General features: G+C 67.9%; 9 protein-coding genes. All 9 read right to left on the bottom strand.

The window, feature by feature from the left end:
• Positions 1 to 71: 71 nt before the first annotated feature.
• Complete coding sequence (locus Q9R39_RS00305) at positions 72 to 2,057, bottom strand: ABC transporter ATP-binding protein/permease (RefSeq protein ID WP_078112863.1); 1,986 nt, start codon at positions 2,055 to 2,057, stop codon at positions 72 to 74.
• 221 nt (positions 2,058 to 2,278) lie between these two features.
• Complete coding sequence (locus Q9R39_RS00310; protein ID WP_249145343.1) at positions 2,279 to 2,788, bottom strand: hypothetical protein; 510 nt, start codon at positions 2,786 to 2,788, stop codon at positions 2,279 to 2,281.
• A gap of 25 nt (positions 2,789 to 2,813) precedes the next feature.
• Positions 2,814 to 3,692, bottom strand: coding sequence for an acyl-CoA thioesterase II (locus Q9R39_RS00315; protein WP_065632354.1), 879 nt, complete (start codon positions 3,690 to 3,692; stop codon positions 2,814 to 2,816).
• Positions 3,693 to 3,756: 64 nt separating this feature from the next.
• Positions 3,757 to 5,181 carry a pyruvate kinase gene (pyk, locus tag Q9R39_RS00320; protein ID WP_065632353.1) on the bottom strand — a complete coding sequence of 475 codons (1,425 nt, stop codon included), beginning with the start codon at positions 5,179 to 5,181 and terminating at the stop codon, positions 3,757 to 3,759.
• Between the two features lie 174 nt (positions 5,182 to 5,355).
• Complete coding sequence (locus Q9R39_RS00325; RefSeq protein WP_078112862.1) at positions 5,356 to 6,861, bottom strand: glutamate synthase subunit beta; 1,506 nt, start codon at positions 6,859 to 6,861, stop codon at positions 5,356 to 5,358.
• A complete protein-coding gene (gene gltB, locus Q9R39_RS00330; protein WP_078112861.1) occupies positions 6,854 to 11,425 on the bottom strand; it encodes a glutamate synthase large subunit in 4,572 nt (1,523 codons plus the stop codon). The genes Q9R39_RS00325 and gltB overlap by 8 nt, the downstream gene beginning before the upstream one ends.
• A gap of 273 nt (positions 11,426 to 11,698) precedes the next feature.
• The gene (lgt, locus tag Q9R39_RS00335; RefSeq protein ID WP_307848063.1) at positions 11,699 to 13,234 is read right to left on the bottom strand and encodes a prolipoprotein diacylglyceryl transferase; all 1,536 of its coding nucleotides are present in this window, start codon (positions 13,232 to 13,234) and stop codon (positions 11,699 to 11,701) included.
• An 80-nt stretch (positions 13,235 to 13,314) separates the two neighbouring features.
• A complete protein-coding gene (gene trpA / locus Q9R39_RS00340; RefSeq protein WP_211539296.1) occupies positions 13,315 to 14,124 on the bottom strand; it encodes a tryptophan synthase subunit alpha in 810 nt (269 codons plus the stop codon).
• Entirely contained in the window at positions 14,121 to 15,467 is a 1,347-nt protein-coding gene (gene trpB / locus Q9R39_RS00345) for a tryptophan synthase subunit beta (protein ID WP_211539297.1), read from the bottom strand. Before trpB ends, trpA begins: the two co-directional genes overlap by 4 nt.
• Positions 15,468 to 15,513: the final 46 nt, after the last annotated feature.

A 15,513-nucleotide genomic window follows, 5' to 3' on the forward strand; every position in this document is an offset into this window, starting at 1 on the left:
CACATTAGCCAGTCCGGGCGTGTGTCACGGCCGGTTCCGGTGAATGGTGAACGGTTGACAAAAACCCCAGATCAGGACGGTTTGTCGAGCGAAGGACGCTCGGTCAGCGACTCGAGATTCCAGGCGCCGCCACCGGTCAGTTCGAGCAGGTCGGTGTGATGCTGGTCGGTGGTGCTCCGGTGACTCACCGACACCAGGATCGTCTCCGGCAGCTCCGTGCGGATGAGCGAGTACAGCGAGTACTCCAGCCCCTCGTCCACGGCCGAGGTCGCCTCGTCCATGAACACGGCCTGCGGCCGGGTCAACAGGATGCGCGCGAAGGCGACGCGCTGCTGCTCGCCCGGGGAGAGCACCTTGACCCAGTCCTCCTCGTCGTGGAGCCGGTCGACCAGATGCGGGAGGAAGACCTTCTCGAGCGCCGCCTTGATGGCCTCGTCGCCGACGTCGTCGGGCAGTGCCGGGTAGGCGACCGCCGTGCGCAGATCCCCCAGCGGGATATAGGGCATCTGCGACAGGAACAGGGTGTGCTCTCCCGGCGGTCGGGTGAACTCGCCGTCGATGAAGGGCCACAGTCCGGCGAGGCCGCGGAGCAGTGTCGTCTTGCCCGAGCCCGACCGCCCTTTGACGACGAGAGCGGCCCCGGGTACCAGGGAGAGGTTGAGCCCGCTGATGAGTTCGTCGCCGCTCGGGGTCTTCACGTCGACGTCCGAGAGGGCAACGGCGCGTTCCCGATCCACGGTCGTGACCTGGGCCATGGTCCGCGACCGTGCATCGGCGTCGGCGAGACCGTCGAGACGGATGATCGACGCGCGAAGAGCGGTGAAATCGTCGTAGGCGTTCCGGAAGAACGAGAGTGCGTCGTGCATCTCGCCGAAGGCGCGGGCGGTCTGCGTCATGTCACCGAGCTTGATCTGACCGTCGAAGAACCGCGGTGCCTGCACGAGAAGTGGGAACACCACCGCGAGCTGCGACGCGCTGAAGTTCCATCCGACGAACGCCAGCTGCACATGGATGATCTGCCAGAAGTTCTTCACGACCGCACGGAATCGAGTCATCAGGTTGTTGTGTTCGACGCGCTCGCCGCTGTAGAAGGCGACGTTCTCCGCGCTGTCACGGACGCGGACGAGTGCGTAGCGGAAGTTCGCGGTGAGGCGTTCGCGCCAGAAGTTCAGTCGGATCAGCGGGCGTCCGATGGCGAACGCGACCACGCTGGCGACGAGAACGTAGACCAGGACCAGCCACATCATCATGCGCGGGATCTCGACCCCGAACAGCGTGACCGGCCCGGACAGGTCCCAGAGCACGACCGAGAACGACACGATGGACGCACACGCCGGGAGCACACCGTTCGTCGAGACCCCACCGCCGCCCCAGAACAACGACGAGCCGACGGTGGCGATGTTGGTGATGTCGGCCTCGATACGCTGGTCCGGGTTGTCGACCCCGGGGTGGATGTCGACGGCCCGTCGCTGCGGATCCGACTTACCGCGCCCGAATCGTCTGCGCCGTAACAGTCCCGCGCTGAGGTCGACGAACCGGTTGCGGTAGAAGGCACGGCCGGACATCCAGTCGGCGGTCGCCCCTTCGGTCAGCCAGTAGCGGAGCCGGATCTCGAAAGCCGCACCGACATAGATCTCGACCATGGTGCGGACGACGTGAGTGGCGGCGAGGATGCCGAAGATCGTAATCGAGTGCCAGAACGCGTCTTTGCCGATCTGGAGCATCTCCGCCCCCTGTGGCCCGCCCGTCGCGATGCCCTCGGCCGCGGTCTGCAGAGACGTGTACAGGTCGTTGCTCCAGTAGCTGAACAGGACGCTCAGCCGCACACCGAGCAACGAGAGCAGGGTGAGGACGACGACCAGCGCCCACGCCCAGACCCGAGTTCTCGGGTCGGTGAAGAACCCCCCGATCACCCGCCACAGCGGGCCGCCCCACCGGCTGAACCGCGACAGCAGGTAGCCGATCACCAGGATGGCCACGGCCGAGATCGCGAACGCGATCGCCAACCACTCCAGACTGGCCCACACCTCGTTGCCCCAGTCGATGCTGTACTCCACGCACACTCCTCGCGTCGGATGGCCCGGCGGCGGGCATCACGGTCGACAAACCCCGGTCGATCGCAGCGAGGACCCCGTCGCCACAACGGGTCCGGGCCTCAACGATGATCCGGCGCAGTTTAACCCGGCGTTCACCCGGTGTCCGGGCAACCGCGTCGACGGAGCGCCGACCGGTCGCCGGGAGCGCGGAATGTCGGTTTTGCCGAGCGGTTCTGGTGACGTCAGCCCAGCGGGCGCAGCACCGCACCCTGCTGGAGCGCCGCGGTCGAGACCGACTCCGAGAAGCGACCGTCGGCATCGCCGACGCTGACGAGATAGCCCGCGTCGGTGTACTCCACGCCGCTCACCTCGAAAGTGAGTTGGCACCCGTCGTCGCCGCGGAGGAACACCGACAGCGTGGTGGTCGCCACATCGCCACCGGCCGCGTCGTAGAGGACGACCGGTGCGCCGCGGGCGAGGGTGCCGCCCCCGGGCAGGGTGGCGACCTCGGTCAGACAATCCGCAACGACCCCGCCCTTGGCGGTGAACGTGGGCGCGGTCAGGAGTCCGGCGACGACCGCGACGCCCACGATGACCGCGAAGACGATCATCGCGGCGGCGGTCGCGACGATGACCGGGACCCGCGTGCGCCGCTGCCATGTCCGGCGCGGCAGCGGCGGGCCGGGGTCCAGCCACATCTCGGGTGCGGGGCCGTACCCCGGGGTCATCGACCCGCCCGTGCCGCGATCCATCAGCTTCCCCTGCAGACCCGTGCGGTCACTTCTTGGGCGGGAAGTACTTGATGAGCGCTTCTTGCACGACCGACGTCGCGAGAGTGCCGTCGCGCATCCAGAACCGGCCCGATCCCATCCCGCGTGACCCGGTGGCAACCGGTGACCGCGTGGCGTACAGCAGCCAGTCGTCGAACCGGAACTCGCGGTGGAACCACATCGAGTGATTGACGGTCGCGGCGAACAACCGGTCCATGCCCCAGGAGAGGCCGTGGGTGGTGATGATCGAGTCCAGTACCGTGGTGTCGGAGGCGTAACACATTGCGGCGACGTGCATCACGGGGTCGTCGGGCATCGTGCCGTCGGCCTTCATCCACACCCGGTTGTCGGTCAGCTTCTCCCCCGCCTCCTTCGCCTTCCAGCTCGGATCGTTCGCGAAACGGATGTCGATGGGGTGCAACGCATTCACGAAGGCCGCGATACGGTCCTCGTAGCCCTTGAAATGCTCACCGAGAGTGGGTAATTCCTCCGGATAGGGCACCTGGGGGATCTCCACCGCGTGCTCGAGCCCAGAAGTGTTGTCCTGGAACGCGACCAGCATCGTGAAGATCTCTTCGCCGTCCTGCTTGGCAGTCACCTGACGATTGGCGAACGACCTGCCGTCGCGGAACCGGTCGACGTGGTACTCCAACGGTTTGGTGACATCACCGCCACGGATGAAGTGCGCGTGCAGCGCGTGGATCGGCGGGTTGCCCCGACTCAGACTCCGGGCCGCCGCGACGACCCCCTGGCCGAGCAACTGACCGCCGAACGTCCGGGCGGTGACCTGCTCGGGATGGTGCCCGATGAACAGGTCGTCACCCTGACGTTCGACGTCGAGCAATGCGAGCAGCTTGCCGAGATCCCCGGCCTGGTCCACGGTCATGCCTCACACCCTAGAACCCGGACGCGGCTGCGTCGTGCACCGGCCCGAGCAGGAGCGGACGCGGTCAGTGGTCCTGCTCGCCGATCCGGTGCACGTGGATCAGGTTGGTCGAACCCACCGTCCCGGGCGGGGCCCCGGCCACGATCACCACGACGTCACCCTCACTGAGGCGCCCGATACGCAGCAGCTGATGGTCGACCTGGTCGATCATGTGGTCGGTCGTGTCCACGTGGTCGACGATGAACGTCTCGGTTCCCCAGCTCAACGCGAGCTGGCTGCGGACAGCCTGGGTCGGCGTGAACGCCAGCAACGGGAGGCGCGAGTGCAGACGGGCCAGTCGACGCACGGTGTCCCCGGATTGGGTGAACGCGACCAGCGCCTTCACCTCGAGGCGCTCGCCGATGTCGCGGGCCGCGTAGGAGATGACACCGCGCTTGGTACGGGGCACGTGGGACAGCGGCGGCACGTCGCGGGGGCCGGTCTCGACCGCCCGGCAGATCCGGTCCATGGTCCGCACCGTCTCGAGCGGGTACTTGCCCACCGACGTCTCGCCGGACAGCATGACCGCGTCGGCACCGTCGAGCACCGCGTTCGCAACATCGGAGGCCTCGGCCCGGGTCGGCCGCGAGTTCTCGATCATCGAGTCGAGCATCTGCGTCGCCACGATCACCGGCTTCGCGTTCTCGCGGGCCATCTGGATGGCCCGCTTCTGGACGAGCGGGACCTCTTCGAGCGGGAGTTCGACGCCCAGGTCACCACGGGCGACCATGATCGCGTCGAAGGCCAGCACGATGGCCTCGAGGTTCTCGATCGCCTCGGGCTTCTCGAGCTTCGCGATGACCGGCACCCGGCGGCCGACGCGGTCCATCACCTCGTGGACCAGTTCGATGTCGGACGGGCTGCGCACGAAGGAGAGCGCCACCATGTCCACGCCCAGTTCGAGGGCGAATTCGAGGTCTGCGATGTCCTTCTCCGACATCGCCGGCACCGAGACACTCATCCCGGGCAGCGACAGCCCTTTGTTGTTGCTGACCGGGCCGCCCTCGGTCACGGTGCAGAGCACGTCGTTGCCCTCGACCGCGGACACGGCGAGGCCGACCTTGCCGTCGTCGACGAGCAGGCGGTCGCCGGGGCTCGCGTCCTCGGCGAGCTGCTTGTAGGTGGTCGAGACGCGGTCGTGGTCGCCCACGACGTCGTCGACGGTGATGCGCACCTGCTCGCCGGTCTCCCAGACGGTCGAGCCGTCACAACCGTCGAAACGGCCGAGCCGGATCTTGGGGCCCTGTAGGTCGGCGAGGACGCCGACGGCTTTCTCCGTGGTGTCCGAGGCCTTGCGGACGCGCGCATAGACGGCCGCATGGTCCTCATGCGTGCCGTGGCTGAAGTTCATCCGGGCCACGTCCATGCCGCTTTCGACGAGCTCTTTCAGTCGCTCGTCGCTCGCGGTGGCGGGGCCCAGGGTGCAGACGATTTTGGTTCGGCGTGTCACAAGAACACCTTAGTCCCGTCCATGGTCCATCTCCATGTCGCCGACGACATGTCACCGGCCCGCCACCGGCTGTTACCGCTGGTGGCGAGCCGCTACCGCCGAGTATGAAATTTACTTAACTTGTTGCGGCCGCGTGTGTTCGACCGAGCCCGTCGGGTGGCGACGAGGGCCTGCTCAGCGCACCGACAGGGGCAGGGACGCCGGACGGACCGGAGACGGGAGGTCGGACTCGCCGACCAGGAACTCGTCGACCGCACGCGCGGTCGAGCGACCCTCCGCGATCGCCCACACCACCAACGACGCGCCGCGGTGGGCGTCACCGCAGACGAACACGCCCGGGGCGTCGGTCTGCCAGTCGCTCCCGCAGGAGATCACGCCGCGCCGGTTCGGCTCGATCTCGAGATCGGTCAGCAGCGTCCCACCCCGTACCCCGGCGAACCCGATCGCGAACAGGGCCAGCTCGCAGGGGATCTCGAATTCCTCACTCACCGGCGTGATCTCGCGGCGACCGTCGGCGTCGCGCGTCACCTCGACCTCGGCGAGCACCATCGTCGTGACGTTGCCGTCCTCGTCACCCTCGAATCGCTGCACCGCGACCTGGTGCAACCGTTCGCCGCCTTCGTCGTGTGCGCTCGAGGTCCGCATGATCAACGGCCATGTCGGCCACGGCGACCGTTCGTCGTCGCGCTGCCCGGGCAGTTCCGGGTTGTAGTCGAGTTGCACGACCGAGGCCGCGCCCTGACGGTGCGCCGTACCCAGGCAGTCGGCTCCCGTGTCACCACCGCCGATGATCACCACGTGCTTGCCCGCGGCGGTGATGGGTGACGGCCCGTCGCCCTCGCACTCCTTGTTGGCGGGCACGAGATGCTCCATGGCGAGGTGGATGCCGTTCAGCTCCCGCCCCGGCACCGGGTTGTCGCGTGCCTCCATCGCACCGATGGCCAGGACCACCGCGTCGTGCTTCGCATGTAGATCAGCCACGGACAGGTCGGCCCCCACGTCGCAGTTGGTGACGAAGGTCGTTCCCTCCGCCCGCATCTGGGCGATACGCCGGTCGATGTCGGACTTCTGCAGCTTGTACTCCGGGATGCCGTAGCGCAGCAACCCGCCGAGACGGTCGTCGCGCTCGTAGACGGTGACGTCGTGACCGGCCCGGGTGAGCTGCTGTGCCGCAGCCAGTCCCGCGGGTCCCGAGCCGACGACCCCGACCGACTTGCCGGTCGTGGACTCGGGCGGCTCGGGCCCGATGATGCCTTCGGCCCACGACTCGTAGGCGATGGTCTTCTCGATGCGCTTGATGGTCACGCTGCCGCCGGTCGCCGGTTCGGAGATCGACAGCACGCAGGCGGACTCGCACGGCGCCGGGCACACCATCCCGGTGAACTCCGGGAAGTTGTTGGTCGCGTGCAGCCTGCTGCTCGCGGCATCCCACCGGCCGCGCCGGACGAGGTCGTTCCACTCCGGGATGAGATTGCCCAGTGGGCAACCCGCGGTTCCGGAGTGACAGAACGGGATACCGCAGTCCATACACCGGCGGGCCTGTCCGCTGACCTCGTCGAGAACCTTGATCGGATTGTCGGCGTGTTCGTAGACATCGTCCCAGTCCTGGACGCGTTCGGCGACCGGACGGTACTTAGCCTCTTTCTTCGGGACCTCCAGGAACCCGCGCGGGTCAGCCACGTGCCGCCTCCATGATCGCTGAATCGACGTCGCGCCCTTCGGCTTCGGCCATCCGGGCCGCGTCGAGGACACGCTTGTAATCGGTGGGCATCACCTTGGTGAACGCCAGGCAGCGTCGAGGCCAGTCGGCCAGTATCGACGCGCCGATCGCGGAACCGGTCAATTCCGTGTGCGTGGCGATGGTGTGCTTGAGCCAGGCGAGGTCCTCCGGGTCAGGACGCAGGAGTTCGACCATGGCCATGTTGACCTTCGCGGGATCGAGGTCGTGGACGAACGCGATACCACCCGACATGCCGGCCGCGAGATTGCGTCCCGTCGGTCCGAGGACGACCACCCGGCCACCGGTCATGTACTCGCAGGCGTGGTCGCCCACTCCTTCGACGACCGCCGTCGCACCCGAGTTGCGTACCGAGAAGCGTTCGCCCACTCGGCCTCTGAGGTACACCTCACCGGAGGTCGCCCCGTAGAGGATCGTGTTGCCGGCGATCACCTGGTCCTCGGCGACGAACAGCGAGTCGGGATTCGGCGTGACGACGATCTTGCCGCCGCACAGCCCCTTTCCGACGTAGTCGTTGGTGTCACCGGTCAACCGGATCGTCACGCCCGGCGGCAGGAAGGCTCCGAGCGACTGCCCGGCCGAACCCTCGAGCCTGACCGTGATCGTGTCCTCGGCGAGGCCGTCGGCCCCGTACCGCCGGGTCACCTCCGAACCGAGCAGGGTGCCGACCGTCCGGTTCACGTTGCGCACCGGCAACTCCAGGGTCACCGGGTGTGCGTCCTCGAGTGCACCCTCGGCGAGCTGGATCAGCGTCTGGTCCAGCGCGCGCTCGAGGCCGTGTTCCTGGCCCCGCACCCGACGACTCGGACCCTTGTCCTCGACCTTGCGGAAGATCGGGCTGAGGTCGAGCCCCTTGGACTTCCAGTGCGCGACCGCGGCGTCGGTGTGCAGACGCTGAGACTGCCCGATGGCGTCGTCGAGCGTGCGATAACCCAACTGCGCCAGATACTTCCGGACGTCCTCGGCGATGAAGCGGAAGAAGTTGACCAGATGGTCGACCTGACCGGTGAAGCGGGACCGCAACAGCGGGTTCTGGGTGGCGACGCCGACCGGGCACGTGTCGAGGTGACAGACGCGCATCATGATGCACCCGGCGACGATCAGCGGCGCGGTCGAGAACCCGTATTCCTCGGCGCCCAGCAAGGCCGCGGTGATGACATCGCGCCCGGTGCGCAGCGCCCCGTCGCACTGCACCGTGATGCGGTCGCGCAGGCCGTTCAACATCAGCGTCTGCTGGGCGTCGGCGAGGCCGATCTCCCACGGCGTGCCGGCGTGTTTGAGCGAGGTGAGCGGCGACGCGCCGGTGCCGCCGTCGTGCCCGGAGATGAGGACGACGTCGGCGTGCGCCTTCGACACTCCGGTCGCGACCGTCCCCACGCCCACCGCACTGACCAGCTTCACGTGGATGCGTGCCTGCGAGTTCGCGTTCTTCAGGTCGTGGATCAGCTGGGCTAGGTCCTCGATCGAGTAGATGTCGTGGTGCGGCGGCGGCGAGATCAGCGCGACACCCGGCGTCGAATGCCGGGTCTTCGCGATCCACGGATACACCTTGTAGGCCGGGAGCTGGCCGCCCTCACCGGGTTTGGCACCCTGCGCCATCTTGATCTGAATGTCGGTGGCGTTGATGAGGTAGTCGCTGGTCACGCCGAACCGGCCCGACGCGACCTGCTTGACCGCGCTGCGGCGTTCCGGATCGTACAGACGCTCCACGTCCTCGCCGCCCTCCCCGGAGTTCGAGCGGCCGCCGATCCGGTTCATGGCCATCGCGATGGTCTCGTGGGCCTCCGCGGAGATCGAGCCGTAACTCATCGCGCCGGTGTTGAAGCGCTTCATGATGTCCTCGACCGGCTCCACCTCGTCGAGCGGGATCGGTTCGCGCGCATCGAGATCGAAGTCGAACAGTCCGCGCAGGGTGCCGCCCTCACGCGAGAGCCGGTCGACCTCGTCGGAGTACTGCTGGAAGATCTCGGCCCGGCCGGTCTTGGTGGCGTGCTGCAGCAGGAAGATGGTCTCGGGCGAGAACAGGTGCAATTCGCCCTCGCGGCGGTACTGGTACTCGCCGCCGACCTCGAGCCGACGGTAGACCTGTTCGGTGGGGTTCTCCGGGAAGGCCCGGTGGTGGCGGATGCGCACCTCCTCGGCCAGTTCGTCGAGTCCGACGCCCTCGATCCGCGACACCGTACGGGTGAAGTACTCGCGCACCACCTCCGACGACAATCCCACGGCCTCGAAAGCCTGTGCCGCGGTGTAGGAGCTGATGGTCGAGATGCCCATCTTGCTCATCACCTTCAACACGCCCTTGCCGAGCGCCTCCAGATAGTTGCCGATCGCCTTGGCCCGGGTCACCCCGGTCAGCTCACCCTCGGCGATCAGGTCTTCGATGGTCTCGAGCGCCAGGTAGGGATTGACCGCGGCCGCCCCGAAACCGATCAGGGTGGCGATGTGGTGGACCTCGCGGGCATCGCCGGACTCCACCACCAGCGCGACCCGCGTCCGCTCCTTGGTGCGGACCAGGTGGTGGTGCACCGCCGAGGTGGCCAGCAGCGACGGGATGGGCGCGTGCTCGGCGTCGGTGAGCCGGTCGGAGATCACGAGCGTCGTGTGCCCCTCGGCGATCGCCTGACTGGCGCGCAGCCGGAGGTCCTCGAGCGCCGCGGCGAGACCCGCACCGCCCTCGGACACCTCGTAGAGCGCCCGGAGCACCTTCGCCGACAGACCGGGATTGTCCCCGTCGTCGTTGATGTGGACGAGTTTGGCCAGCTCGGCGTTGTCCAGCACCGGCCAGTGCACCATGATCTGGCGGCACGACGCCGCGGTCGGCCGCAGCAGGTTCTGCTCCGGGCCCATCACGCGGCTCATCGACGTGACGATCTCCTCGCGGATCGCATCCAGCGGCGGATTCGTGACCTGGGCGAACAGCTCGACGAAGTAGTCGTAGAGCAGCCGCGAACGCTGCGACAGCACGGCGACCGGGGTGTCGGTGCCCATCGATCCGAGGGGTTCGTAGCCCGACGCCGCCATCGGGGTCAGGAGTACGCGCAGATCCTCCTCGGTGTAACCGAAGGAGATCTGCCGGCGGACGACGGTGTCGTGGTTGGGCTGGAAGACCGGCCGGTCCGGGAGCGTCGCGATGTCGAGCAATCCGGCGTGCAACCACTCGTCGTACGCCTCGGCGTTCATGAGCTCGCCCTTGAGTTCCTCGTCCGGGATGATCCGGCCCTGCTCGGTGTCGACGAGGAACATGCGGCCGGGTTCGAGCCGGCCCTTGCTGATCACGTCGTCGACCGGGACGTCGAGCACACCGGACTCGGAGGCGAGGATGACCCGGCCGTCGCGTGTCTGCCACCACCGGCCCGGGCGCAGTCCGTTGCGGTCGAGGACCGCGCCGACGACCGTGCCGTCGGTGAACGTGACGCACGCGGGACCGTCCCAGGCCTCCATGATCGAGGAGTTGAACTGCAGGAACGCCCGACGACGGGGATCCATGTCGGGCACGTTCTCCCACGCCTCGGGCACCATCATCATCACCGCGTGGTGGACGTCCCGACCGCCGAGGTGCAGGAGCTCGAGGACCTCGTCGAGCGACGCCGAGTCGGAGGCCTCGGGCGTGCAGATCGGGAACGCGCGCTTGAGATCGCCGGGGATGAGGTCGGTCTCGAGGAGCGCCTCGCGGGCACGCATCCGGTTCCGGTTGCCGCGCACGGTGTTGATCTCGCCGTTGTGCGCCACGAACCGAAAGGGGTGCGCGAGCGGCCACGACGGGAAGGTGTTGGTGGAGAACCGGGAGTGCACGATGGCGATCGCACTGAGGCAGCGATCATCTCGCAGATCCTCGTAGTACAGCGGGAGCTGCATCGTGGTGAGCATGCCCTTGTAGACCATCGTTCGACTCGACAGCGATGGGAAGTACAGCCCGGTGCCGGCTTCGTCGATCTCCAGTGTCACCCGTTCGGCCTGCTTGCGGAACGGGTAGATGAAGCGGTCGAGAGCGAGCCCGGCGATGCGGTCGGCGCCAGGCGCCGGGTCGACGGTGACGAACAGCTGCATCATGTACGGCATGCACGCGACGGCCGTTCCGCCGACGTCGGCGTGTTCGTGGTCGACGGGGAGGTCCCGCCAGCCGAGTACGGTGATGCCCTCGTCGGCGGCGAGGGCCTCGACCCGTTCGATCGCCGCGCGGCGGAGATCGGGGTCCATGGGCAGGAAGCACGTTCCCGCGGCGTAGCTGTTCGATCCGTCCGCGGCGGGCTCGGGAAGGTCGAAGTCGACGGTGTCGCGCAGCAACTCGTCGGGGAGTTGGATCAGAATTCCCGCGCCGTCACCGCTGTTGGTCTCCGCCCCGGCCGCACCGCGATGCTCGAGGTTCTCCAGCGCCAGCAACCCGTCGGCGACGATCGAATGCGAACGGCGACCGTGGATGTCGGTGACCATGGCCACACCACACGAATCGACCTCGGCCTCCGGGTCGTACAGACCCTGCTTGGCCGGCAGCGCAGAAAACAGCATCACTACCTCCACTCGAACCGAGAACCGGCTCGCTGCTGAGTGTCCAATGGGACAGCACTGGCCCGTGGAGCATTGCGCGGCGTACGAATGACCGTGCCGAGATCGGTACCGGGCTGAGTCAGAACCGTTGAGCGCTCACGTGCTCTGGAACGGTCGGTACCGGGCGGAGGGATCGCGCACCGTGAGATCCGATCCTATCCGAACACCCGGGGAGGCGTCGTCACCCGCGACCTGTGACCCTGCCGACGGATCAGCGCGTGGCAGGACCGAACGTCAGGACTTGTCTGCGTCAGACGAACCGGCACCGGCACCCGGTGTGGTGTCGGTGGGGGTGTCCGTCGGGATGTCGGTATCCGACTCCTCAGCGGGATCGGCGGTGTCGGTGACCGCGTCGGCGTCGGTGTCCGGGGCTGCGTCGGGAACCGAGTCGGTGGTCGAGTCGTCCTCGTCGGTCGACTTCTCGACTGCGTCCATGTCGTCGGGCTCGGGGTCCGCGGTCTCGTCGGCAGCCGGTTCGTCCCCCGGCGACGTCGCCGTCTCCGGCTGAGCCGGCTCGTCGACCGCCTCCTCGCCACCGGCCTCGACGGTGTCCTCGCCTGGATCGACCGGACCGTCGGCAACCGGCTGCGGTTCGGTGGACGAGTCGGTGTCCGGTTCGGCGCCCGGCTCCGCATCGCTGCCCGCGGTCACGGGGTGTGCGGCCGCGACCGGGTCATCCGTGTCGGCGGTGTCGTCGGTGGACGGCTCCCCCACCGCGCCCGCCTTCCGACCCTGGTCGTCGGAATCGAAGAGGGATGATCCCGCTGCACCCGTCGCCACCCCGGCGGCGGCCGCCGGACTCGGCTCCGGTTCGATGTCCTCGTCGTACCAGTCGTCGACGTACCCGGCGACACCTTGCTCCGCGAGCTCCGCGGCACGGTCGTCGTGATACATCTCCAGTCCCTGTTCGCGTCCCTTGGGCGCGACCACGAAATAGACGACGGCGGCGAGGAACACCAACGCCGCGGTGAAAAGGTTCGGTCGGATGCCCGCGATGTCGTTGGCGACGGCCGCGCGATCGTCGCGCAGCAACTCGATGAAGAACCGGCCCAGGCAGTAGCCCGCCACGTACAGCGCGAACAACCGGCCGTGCCCGATGCGGAAGTACCGGTCGACGACCACCAGGAGCACGACGACGAGCACGTTCCACAGCAGCTCGTAGAGGAAGGTCGGATGGACCACCGCGACCACGACGCCGTTGGACACGCCGTCGATCAGTCCGGGGTCGGAGTACCCGGCGGCGTTCTCGCGTTCGTAGATCTCGAGGCCCCACGGGAGTGTGGTCTCGCGTCCGTAGAGCTCCTGGTTGAAGTAGTTGCCCAGGCGACCGATGGCCTGTGCCAACAGGATCGGCGGCGCGATGGCGTCGCCGAAGGCCGGTAGTCGGATGCCCCGGCGTCGGGCGCCGATCCACGCGCCCACCGCACCGAGCGCGACCGCGCCCCAAATACCGAGTCCGCCGTCCCAGATCTTCAGTGCGTCGATCGGTTCCTTCAGCGCATCGGCACCGAAGTACGTCTTCCAATCGGTGATGAGATGGTAGAGCCGGCCACCGATGAGGCCGAACGGAACCGCCCAGATCGCGACGTCGAGAACTTCGCCGTCCTGGCCGCCGCGGGCCATCCATCGGCGGTTGCCCCACCAGACCGCGACGATGATGCCGACGATGATGCACAACGCGTACGCGCGTAGCGGGAAGGGTCCGATCTCCCACACGCCCTGAGGCGGACTCGGGAGGTAGGCGAGCATCGTCGAGGTCGGCGCGATCACGCTGTCACCCTAGCCGACCGGATGGGACGTTCGACCTGTCGACCGGGACCCGCCGCGTCGATCACGAGAGCGCATTCGGTTCAGACAGACGCCCGACGCGAGCGGACCCCTTCGGCCAGTTCGGAGACGAGCGAGGCCAACCGGTCCTGGCCCGCGTTCGCCGCGGTCACCAGCGCCGAGCCCACGATGACTCCATCTGCGTACGAGGCGATCTGGGCCGCCTGCTCGCGGTTGCGAACGCCGAGCCCGACGCCGATCGGGATGTCGGAGTACTCGCGAACCCGCGCGCACAGCTCGGGAGCCATGTCCGACACGGCATCTCGCGCACCGGTGACACCCATCGTGGAGGCCGCGTAGACGAAACCCCGGGACGCATCGACGGTGAGGGCGATCCGCTCAGTCGTCGACGACGGGGCGACGAGGTAGATGCGGTCGAGCCCGTGCCGGTCGGCCGCCTCGTGCCACTCCGCGCCCTCTTCGGGGATCAGGTTCGGGGTGATGAGTCCGGCACCGCCGGCCGCCGCCAGATCGCGGGCGAAATTCTCGACGCCGTACTTGAGAACCGGGTTCCAGTAGCTCATGACCACCGCGTTGCCGCCGGCGGAGGTGATGGCCTCGACGGCGGTGAACACGTCACGGACACGCACACCGTTGGTCAGTGCCTGGTCGGCGGCGTCCTGGATCGTCGGGCCGTCCATCACCGGGTCGGAGTAGGGCACGCCGACCTCGATGATGTCGCATCCGGCGTCGACCATCGTCCGGAACGAGGTCAGCGACTCGTCGACGGTCGGGAAACCGACCGGGAGGTAACCGATCAGTGCACTGCGACCCTCGTCCCGGCAGCGGGCGAACACGGGGCCGAGCTTCGACGGGATCGACTGTGTGCTCATGCCTGCTCTCCGGGCTTCTGGACGTCCGACGATTCCGACAGGGTGGCCTCGTCCTGGGACGGCGGGGCGTCGAACAGCCCGAACCAGCGGGCGGCGGTGTCCACGTCCTTGTCGCCGCGGCCGGACAGGCTGACGACGATGATCGCGCCCTCCCCCAGTTCCTGCCCGAGCTTCAGGGCGCCGGCGACCGCATGGGCCGACTCGACCGCGGGGATGATGCCCTCGCGGCGGCTGAGCAACGCGAGGGCGTCCATCGCCTCGGTGTCGGTGATCGGCCGGTACTCCGCCCGTCCGGCGTCCTTGAGATAGGCGTGCTCGGGCCCGACCCCCGGGTAGTCCAGGCCGGCCGAGATCGAATGGGATTCGATGGTCTGACCGTCGTCATCCTGAAGCAGGTAGGAGTACGCGCCCTGGAATGCTCCGGGTGTACCACCGGTGAAAGTTGCTGCGTGGCGGCCGGTCTCGACCCCGTCGCCGGCGGCCTCGAAGCCGACGAGCCGGACGCCCTCGTCGTCGATGAACGGATGGAAGATGCCGATCGCGTTGGAACCACCGCCGACGCAGGCGGTCACCGCGTCGGGCAGGCGTCCGGCCTTCTCCAGGATCTGCACGCGCGCCTCGAGCCCGACGACGCGCTGCAGATCGCGAACCATGACCGGGAACGGGTGCGGCCCGGCCGCGGTACCGAAGCAGTAATACGTGTTGTGCGCGTTGGTGACCCAGTCACGCATGGCCTCGTTGATCGCGTCCTTCAGCGTCGCCGAACCGTTGTCGACGGCGATCACCTCCGCACCGAGGAGTCGCATGCGGGCGACGTTGAGCGCCTGGCGATCTGTGTCGACCCGGCCCATGTAGATCACGCACTCGAGACCGAGGAGCGCGCACGCGGTCGCGGTGGCGACCCCGTGCTGTCCGGCGCCGGTCTCGGCGATGACGCGGTGCTTGCCCATCCGCTGGGCCAGGAGCGCCTGTCCGAGAACGTTGTTGATCTTGTGCGAGCCCGTGTGGTTGAGGTCCTCGCGCTTGAGGAAGATCCGCGCCCCGCCGGCGTGCTCGGACAGGCGTTTCGCCTCGTACAGCGGCGACGGGCGGCCGGCGTAGTCGCGCTGCAGGCGGTCCAGTTCGGCAAGGAAATCGTCGTCGGCGCGGACCTTCTGGAAGGTCGTGGTCACCTCGTCGATGACGGCCATCAGCGCCTCGGGTACATGGCGCCCGCCGTAGACACCGAAGTGCCCGTGCTCGTCGGGTTCGATCGAGGTACGAGTGGTGAGCCCGACGCTCGCGGTGGGCAGCGGAGTCGCCTCGACGGCGTCGGTGCGGACGGAATCAGGATGAGCGGTCACTTCAACTCACAGACGATCGGGCCGACAGGCTCACGCGGACCGATGC

This window comes from Gordonia sp. AC31, assembly GCF_031844505.1.
In the GTDB taxonomy this organism is placed as follows: Bacteria; Actinomycetota; Actinomycetes; order Mycobacteriales; family Mycobacteriaceae; genus Gordonia; species Gordonia hongkongensis.

Coding starts and splice junctions, on each gene's coding strand:
- Q9R39_RS00310 (WP_249145343.1), bottom strand. CDS start 2,788: ATGGATCGCGGCACGGGCGGGTCGATGACCCCGGGGTACGGCCCCGCA.
- trpA (WP_211539296.1), bottom strand. CDS start 14,124: ATGAGCACACAGTCGATCCCGTCGAAGCTCGGCCCCGTGTTCGCCCGC.
- Q9R39_RS00315 (WP_065632354.1), bottom strand. CDS start 3,692: ATGACCGTGGACCAGGCCGGGGATCTCGGCAAGCTGCTCGCATTGCTC.
- gltB (WP_078112861.1), bottom strand. CDS start 11,425: ATGCTGTTTTCTGCGCTGCCGGCCAAGCAGGGTCTGTACGACCCGGAG.